Below are 14,857 nucleotides of genomic sequence, written 5' to 3'. Positions count from 1 at the left end.
CCCGCTCAACGAGACCCCGCTCGCCGATGCGCCGGGTTAGTGATTGATGGAAGTCAGGCAGCAGATCGCTTCAACAGTGCCACGTCCGCGCATGCGCCGACGATTGCGGCACAGAGCGTCGGCACGATCCAGCCGAGCTGGTTGGCTTGGAGCGGGCTCAACATGAGCAGGGAGTTGAAGCGGTCGGTGGCGACGCCGACCTGCGCGAGCGTCGTCGCCCCCGACCACGCGGCGGCCATCCACGCGCCCAGGCGGAAGGTCCAGGTCGCGGGCGTGGCCAGGCGGAAGGGATGGGTCACGATCGTCATGAAGACGACCGTGATGGCGATCGGGTAGAGGAAGGTGATGATCGGCACCGCGATCGCGAGCACCGACGACAGGCCCGCGGACGCCAGCACGAAGGAGATGAGCGTGAAGAGGATCATCCACGCCCGGTAGGAGATCGAGGGCAGCAGACGGTTAAAGAACTCCGACGTGGCGGCGATGAGTCCCACCGCGGTCGTCATACAGGCTGTGAGCACGATGAGACCGAAGACGATGTGACCCGGCCAGCCCATCGTCGAGCGCGCCGCATCGGCCAGGAGGCTCGCGCCGTCCGTGTAACTCTGCGCGTTGGGGATGACGTGTCCGATCAGGCCCAGGCCGACGTAGACCACGCCCAGGAGCGCACCAGCGATGAGTGCCGCGGTGGAGGTGCGGCGCACGACCTTGGCGCCGATGCCGCCGCCGGTGTGCCCCAGCGACGTGACGACGATGATGCCGAAGGCCAAAGCCGCGATGGAATCCATCGTCATGTAGCCTTCCAACAGGCCGGCGGCCAGAGGGTTGTGGACGTACTCGCCGGTGGGTGCGTCGTGCGAAGCCGGCAGTGATGCCAGGCAGAGAAACACGAGGAGGACGAGCAGGCCCAGCAGGATAGGTGTGAGCACCTTGCCGAGGCTGTCGATAATGTTTGTCGGGTTCCAACACAGGTAAAAGGCGATCCCAAAGAAGATCAAGTTGAAGAGGACCGAGGCGAGCACTGACTTCGTACCGATGACGGGCGCGATAGCCGTCGAGAAGGAGACGGCACCCGTCCGCGGGAGGGCATAAAACGCGCCGATGGACAGGTAGACCAACACCGAGAAAACGAGGCCGAAGGACTTTCCGGCGCGGCTGACGAGGTCGCGGATATCGGTGCCGGACAGGGCGATCGTGATGATCGAGATGACGGGGAGAGCGACACCGCCGATAAGGAAGCCGATCATCGCGGGGGTCACGTTCGAGCCGGCGGACGCACCCATGATCGGCGGGAAAATAAGGTTACCGGCCCCAAAGAACATGGAGAAGAGCGTCAGTGAGGTCGCGATAAGGACCGCGGTACCTGAGCGCTGGGTGGAACCGTCGTTGACTGTGTTCGTCACTGCTACTCACTGTGTTGTGTGGGGGCTTTAACAGCACCAATTCTTGCATGAGGGTACGTATACGCAACCGCAGGAAGGATACGCTGGTGCGATGACGACGTCACTTTCGTGCGGGCGATGCTCCGCCACGCTCCTGCGCCCCCTGGGTCCGGCTCGCACAGCGGGGCCCTCCCGCGTGGTCGCGGTCAGCGGTGGGATTGGCTCCGGTAAGTCCACCGTGACTGCCACCTTCGCTTCGTTGGGCGCCGTCGTCGCGGACGCCGATGCCATCGCGCGCGAGATAATGGAGCCTGGGAAGGGTACCCTCGCCGAGGTTGCCGCGCGCTTCGGGGCGGACCTGATTCGGCCTGACGGGACTCTCGATCGTGCGGGCCTGGCTCGGCGTGTGTTCGCGGGCGAGGGAGCCGAGGAGCGCGTCGCAGCACTCAACGCCATCACGCACCCAGCCATCGAGCGTCGCGCCTGGGAGATCCTGAGCGCTGCCCCCGCCGGTTCGCTCGCCGTCTATGACGTCCCTCTTCTCCTCGAGGGGGCAGGGGCGGAGCGTTTCGACGCCGTCGTCATCGTCGACGCCCCCCTCGAGGCACGGATCGCGCGCCTGGAGGGCAGGGGAGTGTCGCCCGAGGACGCGCGCGCCCGCATCCGCGCCCAGGCCTCGTCGCAGCAGCGCCGCGCAATCGCGCACGTGTGGATCGATAACTGCGGAAGCACGGACGATCTGGCGCAGGTGTGCACGCAGGTGTGGGAGTGTTGGCTGACCACCGACCTTTAGGGGGCCATGAACGAGGCTGGGGCGCACTTTCGCTCGCCGCGCACCCGGGCGGGTTCTTCGCGCGCCGCCAGGGCGCGGGCGGTAGCGTAGGGGAGTGAGCGAAACCCCCGTCATCCGCCAGGACAAGCCCTTCGAGGTCATTTCCCCCTACACGCCGTCGGGCGACCAGCCCAAGGCGATCCGTGAGCTGGCCGCTCGCATTCGCGACGGCGAGCAGGACGTCGTCCTCATGGGTGCCACTGGCACGGGCAAGAGCGCGACCACCGCCTGGCTCATCGAAGAGCTTCAGCGTCCCGCGCTGGTCCTGGAACCCAACAAGACGCTCGCCGCGCAGCTTGCGGCCGAGTTCCGCGAGCTGCTGCCCAATAACGCCGTCGAGTACTTCGTGTCCTACTACGACTACTACCAGCCCGAGGCCTACGTCCCCCAGACGGACACGTTCATCGAGAAGGATTCCTCGATCAACGATGAGGTCGAGCGACTGCGGCACAGCGCCACGAACTCCCTGCTCACCCGCCGCGACACGGTCGTCGTCTCCTCGGTGTCCTGCATCTACGGCCTCGGCACCCCCGAGGAATACGTGGCGCGCATGATCGAACTCGAGCGCGGCATGATCATCGACCGCGACGCACTGCTGCGCCGCTTCGTCGCCATGCAGTACGTGCGTAACGACATGGCCTTCACGCGCGGCACGTTCCGCGTGCGCGGCGACACGATCGAGATCATCCCCGTCTACGAGGAGCTCGCGATTCGCATTGAGATGTTCGGTGACGAGATTGATTCCCTCGCGGTGCTACACCCGCTCACTGGTGACGTGATCGACCAGGTCGACCACACCTACCTGTTCCCGGCCTCGCACTACGTGGCCGGCGAGGAACGCATGAAGAAGGCGATCGCCTCCATCGAAGAAGAGCTGGATGACCGCCTCGCGTGGTTCCGCGGCCAGAACAAGCTCCTCGAGGAACAGCGCCTGCGCATGCGCACGACCTTCGACCTGGAGATGCTCAAGGAGATCGGGTCGTGTTCGGGCGTGGAAAACTACTCGCGTCACATCGACGGGCGCGGACCCGGCACGCCGCCGCACACGCTGCTGGACTACTTCCCCGACGACTTCCTGCTCATCATCGATGAGTCGCACGTGACCGTCCCGCAGATCGGCGCGATGTTCGAGGGCGACATGTCGCGTAAGCGCACCCTCGTCGACTATGGGTTCCGCCTGCCCTCCGCGATGGACAACCGCCCCCTCAAGTGGGACGAGTTCACGGCGCGCATCGGCCAGACCGTCTACCTGTCCGCGACGCCCGGCCCCTACGAGCTTGAGCGCTCCGACGGGGTGGTCGAGCAGATCATCCGCCCGACGGGCCTGGTCGATCCGCTCGTCGTCGTCAAGCCCACCGAGGGGCAGATCGACGATCTCCTCGAACAGGTGCGCCTGCGCGTCGAACGAGACGAGCGCGTCCTTGTCACCACGCTCACGAAGAAGATGGCCGAGGAGCTCACGACCTACCTGGCCGAGCGCGGCGTCAAAGTCGAGTACCTGCACTCCGACGTCGACACGCTGCGCCGCGTCGAGCTTTTGCGCGAACTGCGCCTGGGTACCTTCGACGTGCTCGTGGGCATCAACCTGCTGCGCGAGGGCCTGGACCTGCCCGAGGTCTCCCTCGTGTCCATCCTCGACGCCGACAAGGAAGGCTTCCTGCGCTCGACCCGCTCGCTCATCCAGACGATCGGTCGCGCCGCACGAAACGTGTCCGGCGAAGTCCACATGTACGCGGACAACATGACGGACTCCATGAACGAGGCCATCTCCGAGACGATGCGTCGCCGCGAGATCCAGATCGCCTACAACAAGGAGCACGGCATCGACCCGCAGCCGCTGCGTAAGAAGATCTCGGACGTCACCGACATGCTCGCCCGCGAGCAGGTTGACACGCAGACCCTCCTCGAGGGCGGGTACCGCAAGGAGAAGAGCGCGCGCGACCGAGGTGCGGCTGCGACGCCTGCCGTCTCGAATCCTGGTCAGCGCGCGGAGGCTGAGCTTGCCGAACTCATCGAGGAGCTGTCTGCCCAGATGATGACCGCCGCCCAGCACCTCCAGTTCGAGGTCGCGGCGCGCCTACGCGACGAAATCGAGGATCTCAAGAAGGAACTGCGCGCCATGAAGCGCGCCCACTGAGCCGACCAGACGCCGTCGGCAGGCTCACGCGAGCACGCGGCGGCCTCGTCCCCGTGGCCCACGATTCGGTGAGCGACAGACGCCACTTACCTGGGTGAGCGCGCCCGTCGCTGTGTCTGACTAGACTAGAAGTGTTAGCGGAGGGGAGTACTCCCACCAACAGTGGCGTCGTCATCACGACGGCCCGCCCACGCGGCGCGGCCTCCGGCGTCACCGGCCAGGATTTCTGGCGGGAGGAGACCTCCGGTACCCGACTCGTACCGGAGGCCCCACGTATGCACGTGCACGCGCTCGCCTGGATCGTCCTGGCCGGCATCATCGTGACCATGATCGTCGTCGACATCGTCGGCCACGTCCGCACCCCCCACGAACCAACGCTCAAGGAAGCGACCTGGTGGTCCATCGCCTACATCGCGATCGCCCTGATTTTTGGCGGCATCGTGTGGGCGCTCTGGGGGCCGCAATACGGACAGGAATACCTGGGCGGCTACATCACCGAGAAGGCGCTAAGCATTGACAACCTCTTTGTCTTTGTCATTATCCTGTCGACTTTCCGCGTGCCCCGCAAGAATCAGCAGGAGGTCCTGCTGGCGGGCATCGTCATCGCGCTGGTGCTGCGCCTCATCTTCATTCTCGCGGGCGCCGCGCTCATCGAGAACTTCTCGTGGGTGTTCTACCTCTTCGGCGCGTGGCTCATGTGGACCGCAATCAGTCAGGTTCGTGAGGGCATCGGCGGCGACGAGGAGGACGAGGACTACCGCCCGCCGTCGATCGTGCGCTGGGTGTCGAAGGTCGTGCCCGTCACCGACGGTTTCATCGGCTCGCGCATGCTGTACCGCCACGGTGGACGCACGTATATCACGCCGATGCTGCTGTGCGTCATCGCGATCGGTACCGCCGACGTCATGTTTGCCGTCGATTCGATCCCCGCGATCTACTCGCTGACCTCCGAGGCCTACCTGGTGTTCGCCGCCAACGCGTTCTCGCTGCTGGGGCTGCGTCAGCTCTATTTCCTCATCGACGGCCTGCTCGACCGCATCGTGTTCCTGCACTACGGCCTCGCCGCGATTCTCGGGTTCATCGGCTTCAAGCTCATCAACCACGCGCTGTACACCAATGAGCTGCCCTTCATTAACGGCGGTCACGAGATCACGATGGTCCCCGAGCCGTCGATCGCCTTCTCACTCGGATTCATCGTGGTCACGATCATGATCACGGTCGCAGCTTCGCTCGCCGCGTCTCGTGTTCGCCGTGGAAGCGACGACAGCGCCGCCTGAGGGCGATAAAATTTCCCGGACGAATAGTTAAGAGGTACTCATGGTTATTCACCCGTGGGCGTGGGGGATCCTGGCGCTCGTCGCCATCGGACTCGTCGTCATCGACTTCCTCGGGCACGCACGCAACCCGCATCCGCCTACGGCCGCTGAGGCGGGCCGATGGACCCTTTTCTACGTGGGGCTCGCTGCCCTCTTCGGCGTCGGTATCTGGCTGACGAACGGGTGGCTGTACGCGCAGGAGTTCTACGCAGGCTGGGCGATGGAGTGGTCGCTCTCGGTCGACAACCTCTTCGTTTTCATTCTCATCCTCAAGGCGTTCCGGGTGCTCAGGGAGAATCAGCAGAAGGCGCTGCTGCTCGGCATCGTTATTGCCTTGTTGCTCCGGCTCGCCTTCATCCTGCTCGGCGCCGCGTTGGTCTCTCGCTTCTCGTGGGTGTTCTTTATTTTTGGCGCGTGGCTGCTGTGGACCGCCGTGTCGCAAGTTCGGGAGACTGCCCGGGGCGAAGAGGAAGACGAGGAGTACCACGAGAACGGCTTCATTCGTCTCGTGCGTCATGTTTTGCCGATTACGGATGGGTTTGTCGGTAATCGTCTCCTGTATCGTCACGGTGGGCATACCTATCTGACACCGTTGGCCGTTGTGGTGTTGGCTCTGGGGTCCGCGGATCTTATGTTCGCTTTCGATTCGATTCCCGCGATCTTCGGCATCACGCAGCAGGCCTTCCTGGTGTTCGCCTGCAACGTGTTTGCCCTAATGGGGTTGCGTCAGTTGTTTTTCCTCGTTGATGCATTACTTAGCAAGCTCGTCTACCTGGGTTACGGCCTCGGGGTAATTTTGAGTTTCATCGGCGTCAAGCTGATTTTGGAGGCGCTGCACGCCAACACCCTCCCGTTTATCAACAGCGGGCGGGGTGTGGAGTGGGCGCCCAACATTTCCGTGTCGGTATCGCTGGGCGTCATCGTCGTGACGCTGGCGGTGACTGTTGTCGCGTCTTTGATACGTACCGCGATGGATGAGGGGGATGCCCGTGAGCGCTGACGTGACGCGCCTCGGCGAGCGCGGCCTGAGTGCGGCAGAGGTCGCGGAGCGCGTCGCCCGCGGCGCGGTCAACCGCGTGAAGGACCGCACGTCGCGTTCCGTGGCGTCTATCGTTCGAGAGAACGTGCTGACGCTCTTTAACGCGATCATCGTGGGCGCGTCGATCATCGTGCTGTTGTTCGGTGACCTGCGCGACGGCATTTTCGGCGGAGTTATGGTGATCAACGCGGTCATCGGCATCGTGTCCGAGCTGCGCGCGAAACGCACCTTGGATTCGCTGGCGATTGTGGACGCCCCGCAGGCGAGCGTCCTGCGCGATGGAACCTTGTCGGTCATTCCGGCTCGCGACGTCGTGCTCGACGACGTTATCGAGCTGACGCTCGGCGATCAGGTGAGCGTGGACGGGACGGTCCTGGCCTCCGCGGGCCTCGAGATCGACGAGTCGCTGCTCACCGGCGAGTCGCACCCCGTCAAGAAGAAAGAGGGCGACCAGCTCCTGGCGGGCACCAGCGTGGTGGCCGGTTCGGGCTGCATGGTGGCCACGGCGGTCGGCGAGCGCGTGTACGCACAGGGCCTGTCCGAGCAGGCGCGCGCCTTCACCCGTACCGTGTCCGAGATCCAGGTGTCGATCAACCGCGTGCTGCAGGTCGTCTCCGTCATGTTGCTCCCGGTTGTTGCGATGACCTTTTACTCGCAGAACCGTATTGCCGGAGGATCGGGCGGGGATTGGCGCGAGGCTCTTGTCTTGTCGGTCGCCTCCGTCATCGGCATGATCCCCCAGGGCCTGGTGCTGCTCACGTCGATGAATTTCGCGATCGGATCGGCGACACTGGCACGCCGGGGCGTCCTCGTTCAGGAGCTTCCGGCCGTCGAGGTGCTGGCCCGCGTCGATTGCCTGTGCCTGGATAAGACTGGCACGCTGACGACGGGTGGTATCCGCGTGCGCGAGGTCGACGTGGTTTCGGGGGACACGGAGGCGGTGCTGCGCGCCCTCGCGAGCGCCTCGAGCGACCGCACCAATGCCACTGCCGAGGCGATCTGGCAGCACCTGGGAGAAGCCGAGCAGGCCGGGGCCTTCGAGCGCATCGAGTGGTCCGTTCCCTTCTCCTCGGCCCGCAAGTGGAGCGCGTGGGGGACCGGGCGCGAGTCGTGGATCCTGGGTGCTCCCGAGTTCGTTATCGACGAGGCCGTGGCGACGAACGCGGTTCTCCTGGAGCGGGTGCGCGCCATTGCCGCGCAGGGCTCCCGCGTCGTGGCGCTGGTGCGTGCTGACGAGGCCGTGGTCGACGACGAGCTGCCCGCACGTCGGGCGGTGGCCGCCCTCGTGGTTCTGGAGGAGGACCTGCGTGAGGATGCGGCCGAGACGCTGGACTACTTCCGTTCGCAGGGAGTGCATGTGCGCGTCATTTCGGGCGACAACCCGACGACGGTTGGGGCGCTTGCCGCGCAGGCGGGCTTGACGGCACCCGACGGTTCTCCCGCTCGCCTCATGGACGCGCGCGACCTTCCTGAGGACCTGACCTCGGAGGCGTTCAACGACGCGATCGAGAGTCACGACGTGTTCGGGCGCGTGACGCCCGAGCAGAAGCGGGCCATGGTGGGAGCCCTGCAGGCGCGCGATCACTGCGTGGCCATGACGGGCGACGGCGTGAACGATGCCCTGGCGCTCAAGGACGCCGACCTTGGCATCGCGATGGGTAACGGCACGCAGGCCACGAAGGCGGTCGCACAGATCGTGCTCGTTGACTCGAAGTTTTCGGTCCTGCCCGGGGTCTTGTCGGAGGGGCGACGCATCATCGCGAACATGGAGCGCGTATCCTCGCTGTTCCTCGCCAAGACCACGTACGCGGCGGTGCTGGTGATCGTCACCGCCCTGGTCGGTTGGCGCTATCCGTTCCTGCCCCGCCAGTTCAGCTACATTGACTCACTGACGATCGGGATCCCCGCCTTCTTCCTGGCGCTGTGGCCCAACCCACGCCGCTACGTGCCCGGATTCCTGAGGCGCACCCTGTCGCTCGCGATGCCGACGGGCGTCATCTTGGCGACTACTGCCCTTGTCGCCTTCGGCATTGTGGATGGCCCGCCCCAGGCGCGTGAGTCGACGGCCGCGATCCTGTCCCTCATGCTAGGCGCCATCTGGCTGCTCGTGATCACTTCGCGGCCCCTGTCGCTGTGGAAGTGGGTCCTGCTGGCGAGCGTCATCTCCGCGACGGTCGGCGGCGTGCTCATTGCTCCGGTGCGTGACTTCTTCTCGATGGTCGCGCCCAACGGATACGAGTGGCTCGTTATCCTGTGCGTCGGTGCCTGTTCGGCTGCCCTCATTGAGATCGCTCAACGTATCTTCTACGCGCACCAGTTTGCTCGTTCGCTCCAGGAGTAGGGGAGCGGGGACGAGGCGAGGCCAGTGTCGGGTATCAACCCGGCCCCGGCCTCGTTCGCGACGTGCGATCAGAACACCCGGATGACGGGATTCCACTCGCGGATGAGGCGCGCCTGAATGACCTCAGCGACGTAGAAAGGATCCTCATTGAGGACGCGTTCGACGTCGGCTTCGCTCTCGGCTTTGATGAGAAGGAGTGCTCCGGGGACTTCGTCGACGAGCGGACCCGATGCGACGTTGATCCCCTGTTCGAGCAGTCCGGACAGGAATGCGCGGTGCCGAGGGCGGACTTCGTCCATCGTTGCGGCCATCGAGGGGTTGTACACGTATTCAACTGCATAGTATGCCATACGCATAACACTAGCCCTGATCCGCGCTTTTGCCTAGGGGGCGGATAGGATCGAGGGGTGCATGACAAGCTAATTATCCAGGGTGCCCGCGAACACAACCTCAAGGACGTGAACCTGCAGCTTCCTCGCGACGCAATGATCGTTTTCACGGGCCTGTCTGGGTCGGGCAAATCATCGCTGGCGTTCGATACCATTTTCGCCGAGGGGCAGCGCCGCTACGTGGAGTCGCTGTCCTCCTATGCGCGTCAGTTCCTGGGCCAGATGGACAAGCCGGACGTGGACTTCATCGAAGGCCTGTCACCAGCGGTTTCCATTGACCAGAAGTCGACATCGCGTAACCCGCGCTCAACCGTCGGCACAATCACGGAGATCCACGACTACCTGCGTCTGCTCTACGCCCGCGCCGGCGTCGCGCACTGCCCCGAATGTGGGGCTCGCATTCAGGCGCAGACACCCCAGCAGATCGTCGATCGCGTTCGCACGATGGATGAGGGCACGCGCTTCCAGGTCCTCTCCCCGGTTGTGCGCGGGCGCAAGGGCGAGTACCAGGACCTCATCGACGAGCTTCGCTCCGAGGGCTACACCCGCGCGATCATCGACGGGGAGGCCGTGCGCCTCGAGAACGCCCCGAAGCTGGAGAAGAAACTTAAGCACACGATCGAGGTCGTCATCGACCGCCTGGTTGTGCGTGAGGGCATGCGCCAACGCCTGACCGATTCCGTGGAGACAGCGCTGCGCCTCTCCGAGGGCCTGGTTGTCATCGACTGCGTGGACCTGGACGCCGACGACCCTGAGCGTCGCCGTCGCTTCTCGGAGAAGCGCGCGTGCCCCAACGATCACCCGCTCGCTCTCGACGAGATCGAGCCGCGCACCTTCTCCTTTAACGCCCCCTACGGCGCCTGTCCGGACTGCTCGGGCCTGGGCTTCCGCCTCGAAGTCGATCCCGAGCTGGTCGTCCCCGACGAGGAACTCTCCCTCGCCGACGGCGCGGTGATCCCCTGGAACTCGAACTTCAAATACCACAAGAAGCTCCTCGAGTCTCTCTCCAAGGAGCTGGGTTTCGCGATGGGCACCCCCTGGAAGAACCTTCCCAAAAAGGTCAAGGACGCTGTCCTGTACGGCAAGGACTACGAGGTCACCGTCAAGTTCCGCAACCGCTGGGGGCGCGAGCGCTCCTACACGACCGGCTTCGAGGGGGCGGTCAACTACATCGAGCGCAAGCGCGAGGAGACTGAGTCGGCCGCCGTGTCCGAGAAGCTCGACTCGTACATGCGTGAGATTCCGTGCCCGACGTGCCACGGTGCGCGACTGAAGCCTGAGGTTCTCGCCGTGCACATCGGGGACAAGTCGATCGCCGAGCTCTCCGACATGTCCATCTCGGAGGCGCGCGCTTTCCTTGCCAACGTCGAACTCGAGCAGCGCGCACGCTCGATCGCCGAGCCGATCCTCACCGAGATCGAGGCCCGCCTGGCTTTCCTCGTGGACGTCGGGCTCACCTACCTGACGCTCTCGCGCAGCGCTGGAACACTGTCGGGTGGTGAGGCGCAGCGTATCCGCCTGGCGACGCAGATCGGTTCCGGCCTCGTTGGTGTTCTCTATGTTCTGGATGAACCCTCCATTGGTCTACATCAGCGCGATAACCGCAAGCTCATCGCCACCCTGGAGCGCCTGCGGGATCTGGGCAACACGCTCATCGTCGTCGAGCACGACGAGGAGACGATGGAGGCGGCCGACTGGATCGTCGATATTGGCCCCGGTGCTGGCGAAACCGGCGGGTGGGTCGTCCACTCGGGTCCGCTCTCCGAGCTGCTGACGAACCGCAAGTCGCTGACCGGACAGTACTTGTCGGGCAAGCGCCGCATCATTGTGCCGCCGACGCGTCGCCCGATCGACAAGAAGCGCGTCGTGACCGTCAAGGGCGCGCGGGAAAACAACCTGAAGGACATCGACGTGTCCTTCCCGCTCGGCGTTTTTACGGCCGTCACAGGCGTGTCCGGCTCCGGTAAGTCGACGCTCGTCAACGGCATCCTGTACCGCACCCTGGCCTCGCGCCTCAACGGCGCGCGCATGGTTCCCGGTCGCCACCGCACGATTACGGGCATTGACCAGCTCGACAAGGTCGTGCACGTGGATCAGAGTCCGATCGGTCGCACGCCGCGCTCCAACCCGGCGACCTACACGGGCGTGTGGGACCAGATCCGCAAGCTGTTCGCCGAGACGCAGGAGGCGAAGGTACGCGGCTACGGCCCGGGCCGATTCTCCTTCAATGTGAAGGGCGGGCGCTGTGAGTCCTGCAAGGGTGACGGCACCTTGAAGATCGAAATGAACTTCCTGCCTGACGTGTACGTGCCCTGCGAGGTCTGCCATGGCGCGCGCTACAACCGCGAGACCCTCGAGGTTGAGTACAAGGGCAAGACGGTCGCGGACGTGCTCGACATGCCCATTTCGGAGGCCGCGGAGTTCTTTGCCCCGATCTCGCGCATCGCCCGCCACCTCAACACGCTCGTGGAGGTGGGCCTGGGCTACGTGCGCCTCGGTCAGAGCGCCACGACTCTGTCGGGCGGCGAGGCCCAGCGCGTGAAGCTGGCCTCCGAGCTGCAGCGACGCTCGACCGGCCGCACGGTGTACGTGCTCGACGAGCCCACGACCGGCCTGCACTCCGAGGACATCCGCAAGCTGTTGCTGGTCCTGCAGTCCCTGGCGGACAAGGGGAATACGGTTATCGTCATCGAGCACAACCTGGACGTCATCAAGAGCGCCGACTGGATCATCGACATGGGTCCCGAGGGCGGCGCGGGCGGCGGCACTCTCGTCGCGCAGGGGACGCCCGAACAGGTCGCGAAGGTGAAGGAATCATTCACCGGCCAGTACCTGGCCGAGGTCCTCGCGAAGGAGGCCGCGCGCGACGCCGCGAGCTCGCGCAAGTAATGGTTAGTATGGACCTCATGAATCCCGCATACGGTCTCTACGGCTCCTCTTATTACTGGCCAGCATGGGTCCACCTGATCGTGTTGGCGCTCATGGTGGTGTCGGGCGGCCTCGCCCTCAAGGCTCTCGTGGCCCACGGCGCCGGGCGCAGCCGCGTCTATGGGCTGGGCTGCGGTTTCGTCGCCGGGCTGGGCAACCTGTGCCTGAGCGTGACGGCTCATGCGGAGGCTCGCCACGTGTGGCAGCTGGGGACGGTCATTGCGATCTATGCGGTTGTGCTCGTGTTCCTGATCATGACGCTCGTGTCCCTGTGGAGCTCGGAATCCGGTGGCTTCGTGTGGGCGCGCGCCTTCCACATGTTCTTGACAGTCGGCGTCGTCGCCTCGGCCGCCCTGGAGATCGCGCGCCGAATGCTCTTCTGGATCCCGATGCCGGTCATCGGCGTTGCCTTCCTCCTCGCGCTCTTCGCCGCTTTCGTCGTGGGACGCAACACCGCGGACTAGGGAGCCTGAACGCATGAAGTGGCCCCAGCCTCGTCACTGAGACGAGGCCGAGGCCGCTTCATCTGTGTGGTACCCCCGCGCTGGCGGCCGGTTTACTCTTGGTTCTTCTCCTTGTTCTTCGCGGCCTCGCCCGACGCGTACAGGGCGTCGACCTCACCGGCGTAGTCGGCCAGGACGCGGCGGCGCTTGAGCTTGAGGGAGGGCGTCATGTAGCCGTTCTCCACGGTGAAGGCCGCATTCACGATGCGGTAGCGGCGGATCGACTCGGCGCGAGACACCGCCTTGTTGGCGCGGGCGATCGCCTTCTCCAGGGACTCGCGCACCTCGGGCAGGGTCGCGGCCTGCGCCGCGTCGACGACGGGCAGGCCGTGGCGCGAGAGCCACTCGGGCAGCATTTCTGTGTCCAGGGCGATGAGCGCGCCGATGTAGGGGCGGTTGTCGCCGACCACGATGATGTTCGCGATGAGCGGGTGCGTTGAGAGGGAATCCTCGAGGATCTCGGGGGAGACGTTCTTGCCGCCCGCCGTCACGATGAGTTCCTTCTTACGTCCCGTGATACGCAGGTGACCGCGATCGTCGATGGAGGCGAGGTCGCCGGTCTTGAACCAGCCGTCGACGTAGGCCTCGGCCGTGGCCTCGGGCAGGTTGTGGTAGCCCTTCGACACGGAGATACCGCGTACGAGCAGCTCGCCGTCGGGGGCGATCGTCATGCGGTTGCCGGGCCACGGGAAGCCCACCGAGTCCGGGGGGAAGTCCTGCGGCGTTTCCACGGAGATCGGTCCGGTCGTCTCGGACAGGCCGTAGCCCTGGAGGAGCGTGATGCCCAGGCCTCGATAGAAGTTCGCGAGGTCGAGGGCCAGGGGCGCGCCGCCCGAGATGATTGTGTGCAGGTTCGGGCCCAGGATCGCGCGGACCTTCGATAGGACGAGCGCGTCGGCGAGGCGGGCGCGCAGCTTCAGCGCGGACGACGGGCCGGGGGAGGGCATCGCCGAGGCGTCGGGGATGGGCGTCGTGTCCGGGCCGGGGCCGGCGACCGCGGATTCGGGCAGGGGAGAGTCCGCGTATGCGGTGGCCTTGGACAGGGCGCGCGCCTGCTTGGCTGCCCAGGAGAACATGCGTCCCTTCACGCCGCCGCCAGCCTTCGCAGCCGCAGCGTTGTAGACCTTCTCCATGACGCGCGGGACGACTAGGAGCATCGTCGGTTTAAAAGTCGCGATGTCGTCAACCAAGTTGCGGGTGTCCGGCGAGAAAGCGGTGACACCCTGGCCCGCGAGCAGGCAGTACATGACGAAGCGCGCGAGCACGTGGGCGACCGGCAGGAAGAGCAGGGAGCGAGACTTCGGATCGTTGATGAGCAGGGGCAGGAAGTCGTAGGCCTGCAGCATCGGCGAGATGAAGTTACCGTGCGTGAGGACCACGCCCTTGGGCATGCCGGTTGTACCCGACGTGTAGATGATCGTCGCTTCGTCGCCGAGGGTGACGGCCTCGGTGCGCTCGCGCACTTGTTCGACCGTCACCCCCTGCGCTGCGCCCGTCAGGACGCGCTCTGCGCCGCGATCGAGCGACAGAATGTGGCGCACGCCCTCGGTGCGCACGGATTCGACCAGCTCGGCCTGCTGCGTCGTCGCCGTGATGACGATGCGCACGTCAGCGTCGGCCAGGATGTGAGCGATCTGCTGCGCAGAATCCGTCTCGTAGATGGGGACCGTGATCGCACCGCAGGACAGGGCAGCCACGTCGATGAGGACCCACTCATACGAGGTCGGGGCCAGGATCGCCAGGTGGTCGCCCGCCTCGAGGCCGATGCCGATGAGGCCACGCGCGATCGAGTCGGCCTCGCCGAGGAACGTCTCCATCGTCACGCGGCGCCACGCGCCGACGTTGGATCGGCGCTCGATCGCGAACTGCCCGGGGTGACGCTGCACGCGCTGGTGGAGCATCTTGGGCAGGTTCATGTCCTCGGTAGCCTCGCGTGTTGGAACTGACTCCCATGAGCCATCGGCGAGTCTGCGTACCGTCATTACGGTCC

General features: G+C 65.2%; 10 protein-coding genes. 7 read left to right on the top strand and 3 right to left on the bottom strand.

Features of this window, described 5'->3' with window-relative positions; genetic code table 11:
- Positions 1–53 precede the first annotated feature (53 nt).
- Entirely contained in the window at positions 54–1,403 is a 1,350-nt protein-coding gene (brnQ, locus tag RYL44_RS00955; protein ID WP_314770453.1) for a branched-chain amino acid transport system II carrier protein, read from the bottom strand.
- Positions 1,404–1,494: 91 nt separating this feature from the next.
- Here brnQ and coaE point away from each other — a divergent pair, with 91 nt between their 5' ends.
- The 5 genes from coaE to RYL44_RS00930 all read left to right on the top strand — a co-directional run bounded on the left by coaE (position 1,495) and on the right by RYL44_RS00930 (position 9,047).
- Positions 1,495–2,175 carry a dephospho-CoA kinase gene (gene coaE / locus RYL44_RS00950; protein WP_314974818.1) on the top strand — a complete coding sequence of 227 codons (681 nt, stop codon included), beginning with the start codon at positions 1,495–1,497 and terminating at the stop codon, positions 2,173–2,175.
- Between the two features lie 94 nt (positions 2,176–2,269).
- A complete protein-coding gene (uvrB, locus tag RYL44_RS00945; protein WP_314974817.1) occupies positions 2,270–4,351 on the top strand; it encodes an excinuclease ABC subunit UvrB in 2,082 nt (693 codons plus the stop codon).
- Between the two features lie 275 nt (positions 4,352–4,626).
- Positions 4,627–5,628, top strand: coding sequence for a TerC family protein (locus tag RYL44_RS00940; RefSeq protein ID WP_314974834.1), 1,002 nt, complete (start codon positions 4,627–4,629; stop codon positions 5,626–5,628).
- Positions 5,629–5,668: 40 nt separating this feature from the next.
- Complete coding sequence (locus RYL44_RS00935) at positions 5,669–6,667, top strand: TerC/Alx family metal homeostasis membrane protein (protein ID WP_314974816.1); 999 nt, start codon at positions 5,669–5,671, stop codon at positions 6,665–6,667.
- Entirely contained in the window at positions 6,651–9,047 is a 2,397-nt protein-coding gene (locus RYL44_RS00930) for a cation-translocating P-type ATPase (protein WP_314974815.1), read from the top strand. Before RYL44_RS00935 ends, RYL44_RS00930 begins: the two co-directional genes overlap by 17 nt.
- 68 nt (positions 9,048–9,115) lie before the next feature.
- Here the strand turns inward: RYL44_RS00930 and RYL44_RS00925 are convergent, their stop codons facing one another.
- Positions 9,116–9,397, bottom strand: a complete 282-nt coding sequence (locus RYL44_RS00925; RefSeq protein ID WP_073983341.1) for a YciI family protein — start codon at positions 9,395–9,397, stop codon at positions 9,116–9,118.
- Positions 9,398–9,454: 57 nt separating this feature from the next.
- Between RYL44_RS00925 and uvrA the strand changes: the two genes are divergently transcribed.
- The gene (gene uvrA, locus RYL44_RS00920) at positions 9,455–12,325 is read left to right on the top strand and encodes an excinuclease ABC subunit UvrA (RefSeq protein ID WP_314974814.1); all 2,871 of its coding nucleotides are present in this window, start codon (positions 9,455–9,457) and stop codon (positions 12,323–12,325) included.
- A gap of 17 nt (positions 12,326–12,342) precedes the next feature.
- Entirely contained in the window at positions 12,343–12,828 is a 486-nt protein-coding gene (locus tag RYL44_RS00915) for a polysaccharide transporter (protein ID WP_314974813.1), read from the top strand.
- Between the two features lie 92 nt (positions 12,829–12,920).
- On the opposite strand, the gene RYL44_RS00910 is transcribed toward RYL44_RS00915, so the two are convergent.
- Positions 12,921–14,849, bottom strand: coding sequence for an AMP-dependent synthetase/ligase (locus RYL44_RS00910; protein ID WP_314974812.1), 1,929 nt, complete (start codon positions 14,847–14,849; stop codon positions 12,921–12,923).
- Between the last annotated feature and the right edge of the window lie 8 nt (positions 14,850–14,857).

The sequence above is a fragment of the Actinomyces bouchesdurhonensis genome, from assembly GCF_963540955.1.
GTDB lineage: Bacteria > Actinomycetota > Actinomycetes > Actinomycetales > Actinomycetaceae > Pauljensenia > Pauljensenia bouchesdurhonensis.
The sequence above is the reverse complement of the archived record's forward strand: the minus strand, read 5'-3'. Positions and strand labels throughout refer to the sequence as shown.